Source organism: Allobosea sp. CRIB-10 (genome assembly GCF_900112185.1).
In the GTDB taxonomy this organism is placed as follows: domain Bacteria; phylum Pseudomonadota; class Alphaproteobacteria; order Rhizobiales; family Beijerinckiaceae; genus Allobosea.
Genome location: NZ_FOKP01000008.1, coordinates 14197 through 27327, shown reverse-complemented (window position 1 = coordinate 27327; position 13131 = coordinate 14197). Strand labels below are relative to the sequence as shown.

Sequence of the window (13131 nt, the reverse complement as noted above, 5' to 3'; positions counted from 1 at the left end):
AATTTCGGAGGAGTACCGCCATGGGTGGCGTCAGCATCTGGCACTGGATCGTCGTCGGCGTCATCGTCATGCTGCTGTTCGGCCGCGGCAAGGTGTCCGAACTGATGGGCGACGTCGCCAAGGGCATCAAGTCGTTCAAGAAGGGCATGGCCGAGGACGAGACCCCGCCGCCGGCCGCCCAGCAGCCGGCTGATCCCAAAGTGATCGACGGGGTGGCCCAGACCGCGAACCCGCAGCCGGCCAAGGCCGAGACCAAGGCCTGATCTCACAGGAGCGGATTTGCTGATCGGGAGAAGCCTGATCGGCTCCGTTTCCGGCGCCTTCCGGGCGCCGCACAGGATTTCCTAAAGGACCGGCCGTCGATGTTCGACATCGCCTGGAGCGAAATGCTGCTGATCGGGGGCGTCGCGCTCATCGTGATCGGCCCCAAGGACTTGCCCGGGGCGCTGCGCACGGCTGGGCAGGCGATCGGCAAGATTCGCCGCATGGCCTCCGAGTTCCAGGGCCAGTTCAACGACGCGATGCGCGAGGCCGAACTCACCGACCTGAAGAAGCAGGTCGACGACATCGGTAACTCGATCCAGGCCTCGACCAATTTCGATCCGATCGAGCCGATGAAGGATTTCGGCGCCGCCGACGCCTCGAAGCCGGCCGCGGCCGACGACAAGGCGATCAGGGACGTCGAGGCGACGCTCGCTGCGCTGCCGGCACCCGAGTTGCCGGCCCCCGTCAGCATCGAGCCGGCGCCTGTCGCCGAGCCTGATGCGGACACAAAGCCGAAGCGTCGCCGCAAGACCGTCGCGACCGAAGAGCCTGTCGTGGCCGCTGAGGCTGTTCCCGCCGAGGAGCCGCCGGCCAAGCCCGTCCGCAAGCGCAAGGCCAAGGCGGCCGAGGTCGAGGGCGGAGAGACGGCATGAGCGTCGTCGAAGCGAACACCGAGCCGAAGCGCGATGGCGAGGACGAGATCGAGGCCTCACGCGCGCCGCTGATCGACCACCTGATCGAATTGCGTTCGCGGCTGATCAAGTCGCTCATCGCCTTCCTGATCATGTTCTTCATCTGCTTTGCTTTCGCGACGCAGATCTACAACATCTTGGTCCAGCCCTATATCTGGGCCGCGGGCCCGGGCGCAAACGTTCAGCTCATCTACACCGCGCCGCTGGAGTACCTCTTCACCCAGATCAAGATCGCGGCTTTCGGCGCCGGCTTCTTTGCCTTCCCGGTGATCGCGACGCAGATCTACAAATTCGTCGCGCCCGGTCTCTATAAGAACGAGCGCCAGGCCTTCGCGCCGTATTTGGCGGCGACGCCGATCTTCTTCCTGCTCGGTGCGGCGATGGTGTTCTTTTTCGCCATGCCGGTGCTGATGAAGTTCTCGATCGGCATGCAGCAGGCGGCGACGGACGGGCAGGCCGGCATCGCCCTCCTGCCCAAGGTCAGCGAGTATCTCTCGCTGATCATGACGCTGATCTTCGCCTTCGGCATCTCCTTCCAGCTGCCGGTGATCCTGACCCTGCTCGGCCAGGCGGGAATCATCGATGCCCAGTTCCTGAGGGACAAGCGCCGCTACGCCATCGTCTTCGTCTTCGTCGTCGCTGCGGTGCTGACCCCGCCCGACGTGATCTCGCAGCTCATGCTCGCGATCCCGATGCTGCTGCTCTACGAGCTTTCGGTGTTCTCAGTGCGCCGGGTCGAGAAGAAGCGCGACGCCGCGAAGGCGGCCGAGGATGCAAGCGCCTAGCGCAGCTCCGCCGCTCGCCCAGGACATGCCATCGCCCGTTCAATAGTGATGCGATCCGCTAAAGGCCGTTGAAGCCAATGACGGATCGCGGCGCTGCGGGCGCCCGCTACCGCCGAACCCAAGCTCGTCCTTCACGTTGGCGCACAGGCTTGTGATCCGCTGCTGCGGAGCCTTGCTCGCAACACAATGTTAAGATGAACGGTAGATGAACGAATGTGCGGCCGCCTCACAGGCCGTGCAGGTGGATGCGGTGGTGACGTGAGCGGATTCTGGCGCCTGATGCTGTTCGGAAAGGGGCCCCGCGAAGCGGCTTCGCCCGGCCGCGACCTGCGCATCGACGTGATCCGCGGCCTGATCCTGCTCGTCATCTTCGTCAACCACATGCCGGGCAACATCGTCTCGGCCGCGATGCCGCACAATTACGGCTTCTCCGACGCCGCCGACGTCTTCGTGCTGCTGGCCGGCATCTCGGCCGCCTTCGCCTATGGCAGGCTGATCGACCAGCGCGGGCTCTTCGTCGGCTCGCTCAAGGTCGGCGCTCGGATCTGGACGCTCTACATCGCGCATCTGGCGCTGTTCGTGTTGGTCTGCGGCATCGTCGCGACGGCGGTGGTGCGCACCCAGAACGCGCTCTATGTCGAGGCGATCAACATCCAGCCCTTCTTCAGCGACACGCCGGCGGCGATCGTCAATGCGCTGGGACTGATCTACCAGCCCTATTATCTCGACGTCCTGCCGCTCTACATCGTGCTGTTGGCGGCCTTTCCACTGATCTACGTCACCGCCCGGACGAGCCCGCTCGCGGCGCTCGCGATCTCGGTCGCGATCTGGCAGGGCGCGACCCATCTCGGCCTTAACCTGCCCAACCATCCGGGCGAGGGGGGCTGGTTCTTCAACCCCTTCGCCTGGCAGTTGCTGTTCACGCTCGGCGTCGTCATCGGCCGCCTCGGTCTCGTCGGGGCGAGCATGCCGAAGCTGCGCCTGCTCGATATCGCGGCGGGGGCCGTCTTGCTGTTCGCCGCGATGGTGAAGCTGTCCTCGGGCAATCCGTTCGGCATCGCCTTTATGAACGACTGGATCGACAGCCTGCAGATCGGCACCGACAAGACCAATCTTGCCTGGCCGCGCGTCGCGCATCTGGCGGCGCTGGCCTGGCTGGTGCTGCGCTTCGTGCGGTCCGATGCGGCCATGCTGAGCGGACTGGCCGGCCGGCGGCTCGCTGCGCTAGGGCGGCATTCGCTCGAAGTGTTCTGCGCGGGTATCGTCCTGGCGATCGCCGGGCAGATCATCCTTGCGGAGACCTCCTTCACCCTTTGGGTCCAGTTGCTCGTGACGTTGGGCGGGATTACCATCCTGCTCGGGCTAGGAACATTTCTCTCGTGGTACAAGACGCTCACGGCACGCGCCGCCAGCGCCCCGCGCGAGCAGGCCGCTACGGTCTGAGCGCTGCTCTCTTGCTTCTGGCGTCGGCCTTGCCGGCTGAGGCGGGGCCACGATCGCTTGCGCCGATGAACGAGGGACGCTGCCGCGTCAGCTCGGCCCAGCATCCCTTCAAGCCGCCGCTGCCGGCATCGAAACGTGCCCTGACCGAAACCAACCGGCTCACCATTGTCGCGCTCGGTTCATCGAGCACTGCCGGAACCGGTGCGAGCGATCCCGACCGCAGCTACCCTGCCGTTCTCGAAGCCGAATTGCGCCGGCGCCTGCCTGGGCGTGAGATCAAGGTGCTCAATCTCGGCGTCGGCGGCCAATCGGCCTATGAGATGTATCTGCGGCTCGAGGCCGAGGTCATCCCCGAGAAGCCGTCTCTGGTGATTTGGCAGACGGGGGTGAACGACGCCATTCGCGACATCGGCGAAGAGAAGCTGGCGAAGATCCTGCGCAAGGGCACCCACAAGCTGCACGAGGCCGGGATCGATCTCGTCTTGATGGACATGCCCTGGCTGCCGCGCGAAGGGCGCTACCCCAAATACGACGATTACCGCGCGGTGCTGGCGAAGACGGCGAGCGAGAGCGGAGTTCCGATCTTCCCGCGCTATGGCATGATGAAGAGCTGGTCGGGCTCGAAGCAGTTCAGCGAGGAGGAGATCGTCGGCATGGACGGGCTCCAGGTGGTCGAAGCCGGCTATCGCTGCCTCGGCATTCGTCTTGCCGACGGCATCGTCGCGGAGCTCGGCGAGGGGCGCGAGCCCGGCAAGCCGACGAATTGAGACTTGCCGACATTGCAAGGAGCGTAGCGGCGAAATCCAGAGGGACCTCGAGCGAGCCCTTCTGGATCGCTTCGCTGCGCTCGCGACGACGATCGTCTCAGCGCGCGATCACTTCGATGTCGCGGTCGCGTCCGGCTTCGACCTTGAAGTCGCGCGAGAAGACCTGGCCTTCCTGTCGGGCGATCAACACATAGTCGCCCTCTGCCAGGATCACTTGCGGGAAGGCGCCGATCGCCTCGCGGATGACGTCGCCGCCCGGTGTGAGCACGCTGAAGGCGGTGCCGGCGAAAGCCTCGCCGCCCGGTCCGGCGACCAGCTTCAAGGTCACCTGCGCGGCGCGGTGATGCAGCGTCGCCTGGGTGACCTGGCCGGATTCGACCCGGACGTCGGAGCGCTGGATGGCGTTCGAATCACCATAGGTCGAGACGATGTGATAGGTTCCCTCGGGCAACCGGATCAACTCGCCGGACTTGACGTTGGAGGCGACGAGGCGCCCCTCCGAATTGCCCTGCAGCGGCACGAAGATCGAGAAGTTGAGCTGGGCCGGTGCGATCGGCGTCTCGCCGATCGAGCCGGCGAGCGAGAGTGCGCCGGCGCTGACGCTGAGCCGGTCGCTCAGCCCCTGCGCGCCGAGCGTGACGCGCTTGGTCGCGCTGGCGAAGCCATAGGCGGCGTGCAGCAGGTAGACGCCGGGATCGAGCACGAAGCTGGGCTCGGCCTCGTTCGAGCGCGCGACGATCTTGGGCGGCGAGCCGTCGGCGGATTCGGTCAGCACGCGCCAGACCAGTCCGGAGCGAATCGGCTTGCGGTTGCCAGAAAACTGGGCGCTCAGCGAGAGCATGGCTTGGCCGGGGCGTGCCGTCGGCGCTGCGAGGGGTGGCAGGAGGGGGCCGGGCGTCGTCGACGACGGCGCCGCACCGGGTGTCTGGGCGATGGCGAGGCCCGAGACCGACAAGGACATAAACAGTGCTGCCACCATCGCGCGCGCTGCCGTGACGGGAAGCGCCATCGAAACCTTGAACTCGTCGCGTTGAAACATGCGCTGCGCCGTCATCGTCCTTGCACCGGGGAAGGAGCAGGTTCGCTTGTCCTCATCATGGCGAAACCTTAACTGGGGAACATCATCCCGCGGCCGCGCCATCTTCCGGATCGTTCATGACCGACACGCTCTCCCTGCTCAAGCTCCGTCGCTCGGTACCACCGCAATTTCTCTCCGCCCCTGGCCCTGACGACGCGCAACTGCGCGAGATTCTGACCGTGGCGGCGCGCGTCCCTGATCATGGCAAGCTCGCACCCTGGCGCTTCGTCGTCTTCTCCGGGGCGGCCAAGGAGAGGGCGGCGCAGATCGTCGAAGCCGTCTTCAAGGAGCGCAACCCGCAGGCCGACGAGGAGAAGGTCGCGTTCGAGCGCAAGCGTCTGCTCCACGCTCCGCTGGTGATCGCCGTCGTCTCGCGCGCCCGCAAGCACGAGAAGATCCCGGAATGGGAGCAGGAGCTCTCGGCCGGTGCGGTCTGCATGAACATGCTGATCGCGGCCGAGGCGCTCGGCTTCAACGGCTCCTGGCTGACCAACTGGTTCGCCTTCGATCGCAAGGTGCTCGATGCCTTCGGGCTGGCGCCGGACGAGCGCATCGCCGGCTTCGTCCATCTCGGCAAGGCCGATGGCCGCCCGGCCGACCGCGAGCGGCCCGACCTTTCCGCCATCGTCAGCCGGTTCGAGGGGTGAGCGCGATGTATTACACCGATGAGGGGCGCGATCTCGACTTCCGGCACGATCCGTTCAAGGCGATCGTGACGCCCCGGCCGATCGGCTGGATCAGCGCGGTCAACGCCAAGGGCGAGGTCAATCTCTCGCCCTACAGCTTCTTCAACGCGATCTCGTCGCGGCCGAACATCGTGATGTTTTCCTCCGAGAACAAGAAGGATGCCGTCGCCTTCATCGAGGAGACCGGCGAGTTCACCTGCAGCCTGGTCACCAAGGCGCTCGACCAGCAGATGAACCTGACCTCGGCGCCGCTGCCGCGGGGGACAAGCGAATACGCTCATGCCGGGCTGGAGATGGCGCCGTCCCGCATCGTCAAGCCGCCGCGGGTGGCAGCAAGTCCCGCCGCACTCGAATGCAAGCTGCTCTCGATCCAGCAGCTTCGGGACCTCGACGGCAACGACGTGCCGCGCTGGATGGTCATCGGTCAGGTCGTCGCGACTTATATCGACGAAACCTTCGTCCATGACGGTAGGTTCGATACGGCCAAGGCCAACCCGATCGCACGTTGCGGCTATAGCGATTACGCCGAGGTCACGGAGTTGTTCTCGATCACCCGTCCGGCCGGAGGCTGAAGGCCATGGTCCGGCCCCGGGACGAGGAGCCGGACGAGCAATGGCGCATGACCGTGAACCTGCTCGCGATCATCGCCGTGCTGGTGATGGTCGGGGCAGGGTTCTGGCTGCTGCGCGAACTCGACGCCGCCAGGAAGGCGCAGGAGTGCCTGGCGAGCGCGGCGCGGCATCACTGCCGGCAGATCAGGTGAGGGCTGTTCCTGAGGTCGCTCGTCACGTCCCATCAAGGGGCGGGAAAAACTGAATCGGCAGAATCGGTGAGTGCCCCTTCGGCTGAACCGGATTGTCAGTGATCGCCTTGAGCCGTGTCGACCTATGGATCACGGGCCCGCCAAAGCTCCTCGCCGCGTCGGCGATCAGCCGGCCGAGCTCGCGCGCGCATGGCGTCTTGCCGCCGGCGGACCAGATCAGCGCGAACTCCAGATCGGGCAGCGGCGGCATGCCATAGCTCGGCGCAAGAACCTTCATGCCCGGCTCGACCTCGTCATCGGCGATGATCGAGGCGCCGAGCCCTGCTAGCATCGCCGCCCGCAGCCCGTGCAGATTGGCCGAGGTGAAGCCGATATGCCATTCGACGTTGGAGCCGGCCAGCGCCTCGACGGCGACCGTACGGCAGAGGCAGGGCGGGTTTGACAGCGCCAGCGGCAGCGACGAGCCCGGCGGAACCGCAAAGTCCTCGGCCGCGGCCCAGACATAGCGCGATCGGCGCAGCACGGCCCCGCCGGTTTCGCCGGCCCGGCGCATCGCCACGGCGAGGTCGAGCTCGCCGCTCTCGATCCTGGCGCTGAAATCCTGGCAGACGCTGACCGAGGCCTCCAGGCGCACGGCCGAGAAGGTGCGGGCGAAGCGGCTCAGCAAATGCGGGAGCTCATCGCCGAGGAAGTTCTCCGGCACGCCGAAACGAACCGAGCCTGCGAGCGAGGACGCCTGGAAGCGCCGGCTCAGGGCGGCATGGGCCTGCAAGATCTGCCTGGCATGGTGCAGGAACTCCTCGCCGTCCTCGGTCAGCGCCAGCTTGCGCGTAGTCCGGACGAAGAGCGGCGTACCGATCTGGTCCTCCAGCCGGCGGATTTGATGGCTGACCGCCGATTGCGTCAGGTGCAAGCGCTCCGCCGCGCGGGTGAACCCGCCGGCCTCGGCGACGGCGACGAGCGCGCGCAACAGCTCGGGAGCAAAATCCATGATCCAGATTTATTATCATAGGAACTGAAAACTGCGAAATTAAATCATTTCTATCATGCCGAAGCTCTCCCTAGACGAGAGGCCTTCCTCGATCCCGAGCGATGCGGATCGAACCCGAAAGGTCTCGTCATGGCGATCTCTCCATCCTCACGAAATGCCTTGGCTTTGGCCGGCGCCTGTCTGGCGACGTTGATGTTCGGCCTCGAAATCTCCAGCGTGCCGGTCATCCTGCCAACGCTGGAAGCGGTGCTGCCGGCCGATTTCAAGGCACTGCAATGGATCATGAACGCCTACACCATCGCCTGCACGGCGGTGCTGATGGCGACGGGAACGCTGGCGGACCGCTATGGCCGCAAGCGCCTCTTCGTCGCGACGACCGCGTCCTTCGGCGTGACGTCGCTGATCTGCGGGCTGGCGCCGAACGCCGCGATCCTGATCGCCGGCCGGTTCCTGCAGGGCATGGCCGGCGGCGCCATGCTCACCTGCGCCGTCGCCATCATCTCTCATCAGTTCCCGGAGGGGCGCGAGCGGGGCAGGGCCTTCACCATCTGGGGCGTCGTCACCGGGGTCGGGCTCGGCTTCGGCCCGGTGATCGGCGGCCTGATCGCGAGCCTGGCAGGCTGGCAATGGGTCTTCCTGGTCCATGTCCCGCTGACCGTCCTGGCACTGGCGCCGGCTGCGATCGGTATCTGCGAATCGCGGGATCCGCAGGCCAAGACGCTCGACGTCGCCGGCATCGTCACCCTGACCCTGGCGGTCTTCGGCTTTGCCTATGTGATCACGCAGGGGGCCGAGCTCGGCGCTGCCAGGGCGCTCGGCCTTGCCGGCCTGGCTTTCGCCAGCTTCGTTGCCTTCCTCATAGTGGAGAAGCGCGCGGCGCAGCCGATGTTCGACTTCTCGGTGTTCCGGATCCGCCGCTTCAGCGGCGCGATCATCGGCTGCATCGGCATGAATTTCAGCTACTGGCCGTTCATCATCTATCTGCCGATCTACTTTCAGAGCGGGCTCGGCCTTGGGAGCGAGGCAGCCGGGCTGCTGCTGCTGGCCTACACAGTGCCGTTCATGTTGATGCCGCCCGTGTCCGACCATTTGCTGCGGCGTCATGGCCCGCAGGTCGCCATTCCCATGGGCATGCTTGCAATGGGCGCCGGCTTCATCGCGATGTGGTTCGGCAGCAGCCTTGCCGAGGCGAGCTGGATGACGCTGCTGCCCGGCGCGTTGCTGTCCGGGATCGGCCTTGGCCTGACCAATCCGGCCGTGACCAATACGACCACGGGATCGGTTCCGAGCGATCGCGCGGGCATGGCCTCAGGCATCGACATCAGTGCGCGGCTGATCGCGCTTGCGATCAACATCGCGGTGATGGGGCTGATTTTGGTCGAAGGCATCATATGGTCGTTGCCGGGCGACATTGCGACCGCCTTCGATCGACTGCAGCTTCAAGCACTGGCCTCCTCGATCGCCGCGGGGAATCTCGGTTCGCTGCGCGAGACCTATCCGGCGCTGGCGCAGCACGATCCGTCCGGTGCTGGCGTGCATGCGGCGCTGGTGCAGGGCTTCGGCTGGGTGATGCTCTATGGCGGCATCAGCGCCGGTATCCTAGCCGCGATCAGTTTCCTGATCTTCGGGGGCATCAAGCGCCCGGCGCAGGCCGGCACCGTGGCCGCCTGCGCCGAGTCCGATGCCTGAGGCCGAGGTCAGCCAGGCTTCTGCGCGCGTGCCTTCAAGCGGCGGGCGCGCATCAGATGCGGGCGGTCGAGCATTTCGCCGTCGAGTCCGATCACGCCGAGGCCGGGGTTCTCGTCGAAGAGCTTGATGATCGCCTCGGCCCGGGCGAGCGATTCGGGCGAGGGCGAGAAGACCTCGTTGATGACAGGCACCTGCGCCGGGTGGATCGCCATCTTGCCGGTGAAGCCGTCGCGGCGCGCGGCGAGGCATTCGGCGCGCAAGGCCGATTCGTCGCGGAAGGCGGTGAAGACGGTGTCGATCGCGTCGACCTGCGCGGCTGAAGCTGCAAAAAGCAGGAGCGAGCGGGCTATCCTGTAGGGATCGGTGTAGCTGCCGCTCTCCAGCCGGTTGGTCTCGGCGCCGAGATCGGCCGAGAGGTCCTCCGCCCCCCAGGTGAGACCGGAGAGGCGGTGGCTGGCACCGGCATAGCTCCCGAGGCCGAAGATGCCCTTGCCGGTCTCGGTGGCGATGGCGATGATCTTGGTCGCGCCGTCGGGCAGATCGCATTCAGCTTCTCGCACGGCGATATGGGCGGCGAGATGGCTGAGATCCGGGCCGCCTTCGGATTTCGGCAGCATGATCGCGTCGGGACCGCCCTGCATGACGACGTCGAGGTCAGCCTCGGTCATGCCGGTGGTCAGCGCGTTGACGCGCACGATCAGGCGCGGGCGCTTTGCGCGGGCGGTGACGTCCGTGAGGAAATCGCGGGCGAGCTCGCGCGCCGCCGGCTTGGCGTCGAGCGCGACGGAGTCCTCGAGGTCGAGGATCAGCGCGTCGGCGCCGCTCTCCAGGCCCTTCTGCAGCTTCTTCTGGTTGTCGCCGGGAACGAAGAGGAGCGAGCGCATCAGGCCTGCCCTCCGACCGGGCGCTTCTTCATGAAGGCCTGGCGGCGGCACTGCGCCACCAAGGTGCCGTCCTGCTTAAAGGCGCGGTGATGGAAGTCGACGATGCCGGCATCCGGCCGCGACTTCGATTCGCGCTTGGCGACGATCTCGGTGACGCAGTTCACCGTGTCGCCCTCGAAGAGGGGGGCGGGGAAGGTAACGTCGGTCATGCCGAGATTGCCGATGGTGGTGCCGACCGTGGTGTCGTTGACGGAGATGCCGATCATCAGCCCGAGCGTGAACAGCGAGTTCATCAGCGGCTTGCCCCATTCGGTCTCGGTCGCGCAGAAATGCGCGTCGATGTGCAGGGGCTGCGGATTCAGCGTCATGTTGGAGAACAGCATGTTGTCCATCTGCGTCACCGTGCGGGTCAGCCGATGTTCGATCGAGGAGCCGATCTCGAAATCCTCGAAGTAGAGCCCGCCCCGCTTATGCCGCGCCGCTTCCGCCATCGTCTTGCTCCTGTGGCTCTTTTTCGGTTTCGGGTCGGGTCCGGCAAACGGCCGTTTTAACGGTTCGCTTACCATAACCGGTCCAGTCTCTGCGGGTGCTCCGGTCCGCCTGGAACGGCAGCGGCCCGAGTGACCCAATGTTTCTTTTCAGCACGCCGAGCACCCGTGAGACAACGCCCGCCAATCCTGTCGTCAGCGCGATCAAGGAAGGCGCGGACAAGACCGGCATCGGCTTCGACTATCTCCTCAAGACGGCGCAACGCGAATCCGCGCTCGAACCGGATGCGAAGGCGCGCACCTCCAGCGCGACCGGGCTGTTCCAGTTCATCGAGCAGACCTGGTTGTCGATGATGCGCCAGGAGGGGCCGAAACAGGGTCTGGCGAACTATGCCGGCGCCATCAGCGAGGACGGTAGCGGGCGACTCACGGTGGCTGACCCGGCGCTGCGCGAGAAGATCCTGCAATTGCGGACCGATCCACATGTCGCGACTGTGATGGCCGGCGCGCTGACGCAGAAGAATGCCGAGCAGCTCGGCCAGGCGCTCGGGCGCCAGCCGCAGGCCGGCGAGCTCTATATGGCGCATGTGCTGGGCGCGCGTGGTGCGTCCGACCTGATCCGCACCGCCGCGAACGATCCGACCCGCGCTGCCGCCCGCGATTTCCCGGATGCCGCCGCCGCGAACCGCTCGATCTTCTACGACAAGGCCGGCCGGGCCCGCAGCGCCCAGGAGGTCTATGACCTGCTCGCCGCGAGCCACGCCAATACGCAGGTGGCCGCAACGACCGGCGCCATGCTGGCGCAGGCCCGGCCAACCGGGGCGACGACGACCGCTGCGGCCTATGCGGCAGAGCCGGCGGCCGTGCCGATCGCCGCCGCGCTGGCGCCAGGCCGGGCCAAGGGGCTGATCGGCCTGTTCTCGACCGAAGGGCCGCGCGCGCCGGTCTCGAAGGCAGTCGCCAATCTCTGGACCACGCCGCGCAGCGGCGGTGCCTCCCGCAATGCGGACGATGACCCGGCGACACGCTATTTCCCGCGTGTCGGCTCGTCGGCGAGCGAAAGCGAGGCGTCGTCCTCCGGCAAGACCGCCAAGACCGAAAGCACGGGCGGCTCGACCAGCGCCGCCGCTGCGACCGTCAACGCGCCGCTGCCGCCGTCGCGGCCGCGCGATCTTTCGATCACGGATACGCAGACGGCCTCCGGCGAGACGGTCGCCACGCGCAAGGCGCGGCGCGGACCACTCGATCTCAGCCAGTTCATGACCCATGGGAGGCGCGGATGATCGTACGACGCTTCCTGCTCTGGGCCCGCACCGCCCCGGCCGAGGCGCGGGCGCAAGGCGCCGCCGCGCTGGCGGGGGCCTATCTGCGCTCGGCGATGTCGCCGGAGGACAGGCGAGAAGCCGAGACGGCGCTGATCGCACTGGTGGAGGATCCTTCGCCCCTGGTGCGCCGGGCGCTCGCCGAAGAGCTCGCGGCCGCGCCGCAGGCGCCGCGCAATCTCGTGCTTGGGCTGATCGCCGAGCAGAGCGATATTGCGGCGCTGCTGCTGGCGCAGTCGCCGGTGCTGACCGAGGCCGATCTGGTCGATGCCGCGGCGATCGGCGATGACCTCGCCCAGCGCGCGATCGCGCAGCGGCCCTGGCTGTCGCCCGGCATCTGCGCCGCGCTCGCCGAGGTCGGCGTCGAGGAGGCGCTGGTCGCCTTGCTCGCCAATCCGACGGCGGAGATTCCGGATTTCTCGCTGGAGCGCATCTTCGAGCGCGAAGGCCGCTCCGGCGCCGTGCGCGAGGCGATGCTGGCGCGCGACGATCTGCCGGCGGGCTTGCGCCAGGCGATCGCGGCCAAGGTTTCCGACGCGCTTGCCGCCTTCGTCTCCGGCTGCGGCTGGCTCACCGAGGAACGAAGCGCCCGGCTTGCCCGCGAATCGACAGAGCGGGTGGCGGTCGCGCTCGCGGCCGGCGGCGAAGTGAGCGATGCCCCGGCGATCGTCGATTGCCTGCGCGAGAACGGCCGACTGACGCCGGGCGTGATCCTGCGTTCGCTGCTGAGCGGTGAACCGGCTTTGGCCGAGGCTGCCTTCGCGGCGCTTGCCGGCTTGCCGCTGAAGCGTGTGCACGCCTTGCTCTGGGACCGGCGCGGTGCCGGCCTCAAGGCGCTCTATCGCAAGGCAGCGATGCCCGAGGCCCTGCTGCCGGCCTTCGCCGCAGCCGTGGAGGCGCTGAAGCAGGCGGGCCCCAGCGAAAAGCGGGGAGGCGGCATCGACCGGACGCTGCTGGCGGAAGTGCTGATCGCTTGCGAGGGCCTGGAAGGACCGCAGGCCAATGCGTTGATGGCTCTGCTACGCCGGCTCGACGCGGAGGCGGCCCGCGACGAGGCGCGGCTGCTGGCGGATTCGCTCGCCGACGATGCAGCCCTGGCGCTGCTGGTCGAGGCCGATCCGAACTTCCTGATCGAGCTCGATCTCGGCGATCTGCGCGACGCGGCCTGAACGATCCGGGAGAGCAGGCAGCCGGCTTGACCGGCTGCTGGCATGCTGGTTGCCTGACGCCGCCGTATCGCCAGGGCCTCACCATCCCGGATCGACGCCCTGTTGCCAGG

At 66.9% G+C, this 13131-nt stretch carries 15 protein-coding genes; 11 read left to right on the top strand and 4 right to left on the bottom strand.

What is annotated here, in order from left to right:
- Nucleotides 1-20 precede the first annotated feature (20 nt).
- The 5 genes from BMZ69_RS12380 to BMZ69_RS12360 all read left to right on the top strand — a co-directional run bounded on the left by BMZ69_RS12380 (nt 21) and on the right by BMZ69_RS12360 (nt 3951).
- Nucleotides 21-263 (top strand): twin-arginine translocase TatA/TatE family subunit, encoded by a 243-nt coding sequence (locus BMZ69_RS12380; protein ID WP_092156947.1) that lies wholly within the window; start codon nt 21-23, stop codon nt 261-263.
- Nucleotides 264-362: 99 nt separating this feature from the next.
- Nucleotides 363-917, top strand: a complete 555-nt coding sequence (gene tatB / locus BMZ69_RS12375) for a Sec-independent protein translocase protein TatB (protein WP_092156946.1) — start codon at nt 363-365, stop codon at nt 915-917.
- On the top strand, nt 914-1741 hold the full coding sequence (gene tatC / locus BMZ69_RS12370; protein WP_092156945.1) for a twin-arginine translocase subunit TatC: 828 nt from the start codon (nt 914-916) through the stop codon (nt 1739-1741). Before tatB ends, tatC begins: the two co-directional genes overlap by 4 nt.
- Before the next feature lie 258 nt (nt 1742-1999).
- Nucleotides 2000-3184, top strand: coding sequence for an OpgC family protein (locus tag BMZ69_RS12365; protein ID WP_175506776.1), 1185 nt, complete (start codon nt 2000-2002; stop codon nt 3182-3184).
- Between the two features lie 65 nt (nt 3185-3249).
- Nucleotides 3250-3951 (top strand): SGNH/GDSL hydrolase family protein, encoded by a 702-nt coding sequence (locus BMZ69_RS12360; RefSeq protein ID WP_092156943.1) that lies wholly within the window; start codon nt 3250-3252, stop codon nt 3949-3951.
- Nucleotides 3952-4048: 97 nt separating this feature from the next.
- Here BMZ69_RS12360 and BMZ69_RS12355 read toward each other — a convergent pair whose 3' ends face one another.
- A complete protein-coding gene (locus tag BMZ69_RS12355; protein ID WP_244543351.1) occupies nt 4049-4930 on the bottom strand; it encodes a hypothetical protein in 882 nt (293 codons plus the stop codon).
- 176 nt (nt 4931-5106) lie between these two features.
- Between BMZ69_RS12355 and BMZ69_RS12350 the strand changes: the two genes are divergently transcribed.
- The 3 genes from BMZ69_RS12350 to BMZ69_RS12340 are packed head-to-tail and all read left to right on the top strand — an operon-like array spanning nt 5107 to nt 6478.
- Nucleotides 5107-5676 carry a nitroreductase family protein gene (locus BMZ69_RS12350; protein ID WP_092156942.1) on the top strand — a complete coding sequence of 190 codons (570 nt, stop codon included), beginning with the start codon at nt 5107-5109 and terminating at the stop codon, nt 5674-5676.
- Between the two features lie 5 nt (nt 5677-5681).
- Nucleotides 5682-6287 carry a flavin reductase family protein gene (locus BMZ69_RS12345; protein ID WP_092156941.1) on the top strand — a complete coding sequence of 202 codons (606 nt, stop codon included), beginning with the start codon at nt 5682-5684 and terminating at the stop codon, nt 6285-6287.
- Between the two features lie 5 nt (nt 6288-6292).
- A complete protein-coding gene (locus BMZ69_RS12340) occupies nt 6293-6478 on the top strand; it encodes a hypothetical protein (protein WP_092156940.1) in 186 nt (61 codons plus the stop codon).
- Nucleotides 6479-6500: 22 nt separating this feature from the next.
- On the opposite strand, the gene BMZ69_RS12335 is transcribed toward BMZ69_RS12340, so the two are convergent.
- Nucleotides 6501-7469 (bottom strand): LysR family transcriptional regulator, encoded by a 969-nt coding sequence (locus BMZ69_RS12335; protein ID WP_092156939.1) that lies wholly within the window; start codon nt 7467-7469, stop codon nt 6501-6503.
- 129 nt (nt 7470-7598) lie between these two features.
- On the opposite strand from BMZ69_RS12335, the gene BMZ69_RS12330 reads away from it, so the two are divergent.
- Entirely contained in the window at nt 7599-9158 is a 1560-nt protein-coding gene (locus BMZ69_RS12330; protein ID WP_092156938.1) for an MFS transporter, read from the top strand.
- Nucleotides 9159-9166: 8 nt separating this feature from the next.
- Here the strand turns inward: BMZ69_RS12330 and BMZ69_RS12325 are convergent, their stop codons facing one another.
- Nucleotides 9167-10042, bottom strand: a complete 876-nt coding sequence (locus BMZ69_RS12325) for an HpcH/HpaI aldolase/citrate lyase family protein (protein WP_092156937.1) — start codon at nt 10040-10042, stop codon at nt 9167-9169.
- Nucleotides 10042-10533 carry a MaoC family dehydratase gene (locus BMZ69_RS12320; RefSeq protein ID WP_092156936.1) on the bottom strand — a complete coding sequence of 164 codons (492 nt, stop codon included), beginning with the start codon at nt 10531-10533 and terminating at the stop codon, nt 10042-10044. Before BMZ69_RS12320 ends, BMZ69_RS12325 begins: the two co-directional genes overlap by 1 nt.
- Nucleotides 10534-10670: 137 nt before the next feature.
- On the opposite strand from BMZ69_RS12320, the gene BMZ69_RS12315 reads away from it, so the two are divergent.
- A complete protein-coding gene (locus BMZ69_RS12315; RefSeq protein WP_092156935.1) occupies nt 10671-11813 on the top strand; it encodes a transglycosylase SLT domain-containing protein in 1143 nt (380 codons plus the stop codon).
- Nucleotides 11810-13021 carry a DUF2336 domain-containing protein gene (locus BMZ69_RS12310; protein WP_092156934.1) on the top strand — a complete coding sequence of 404 codons (1212 nt, stop codon included), beginning with the start codon at nt 11810-11812 and terminating at the stop codon, nt 13019-13021. The genes BMZ69_RS12315 and BMZ69_RS12310 overlap by 4 nt, the downstream gene beginning before the upstream one ends.
- The last annotated feature ends 110 nt before the right edge of the window (nt 13022-13131 follow it).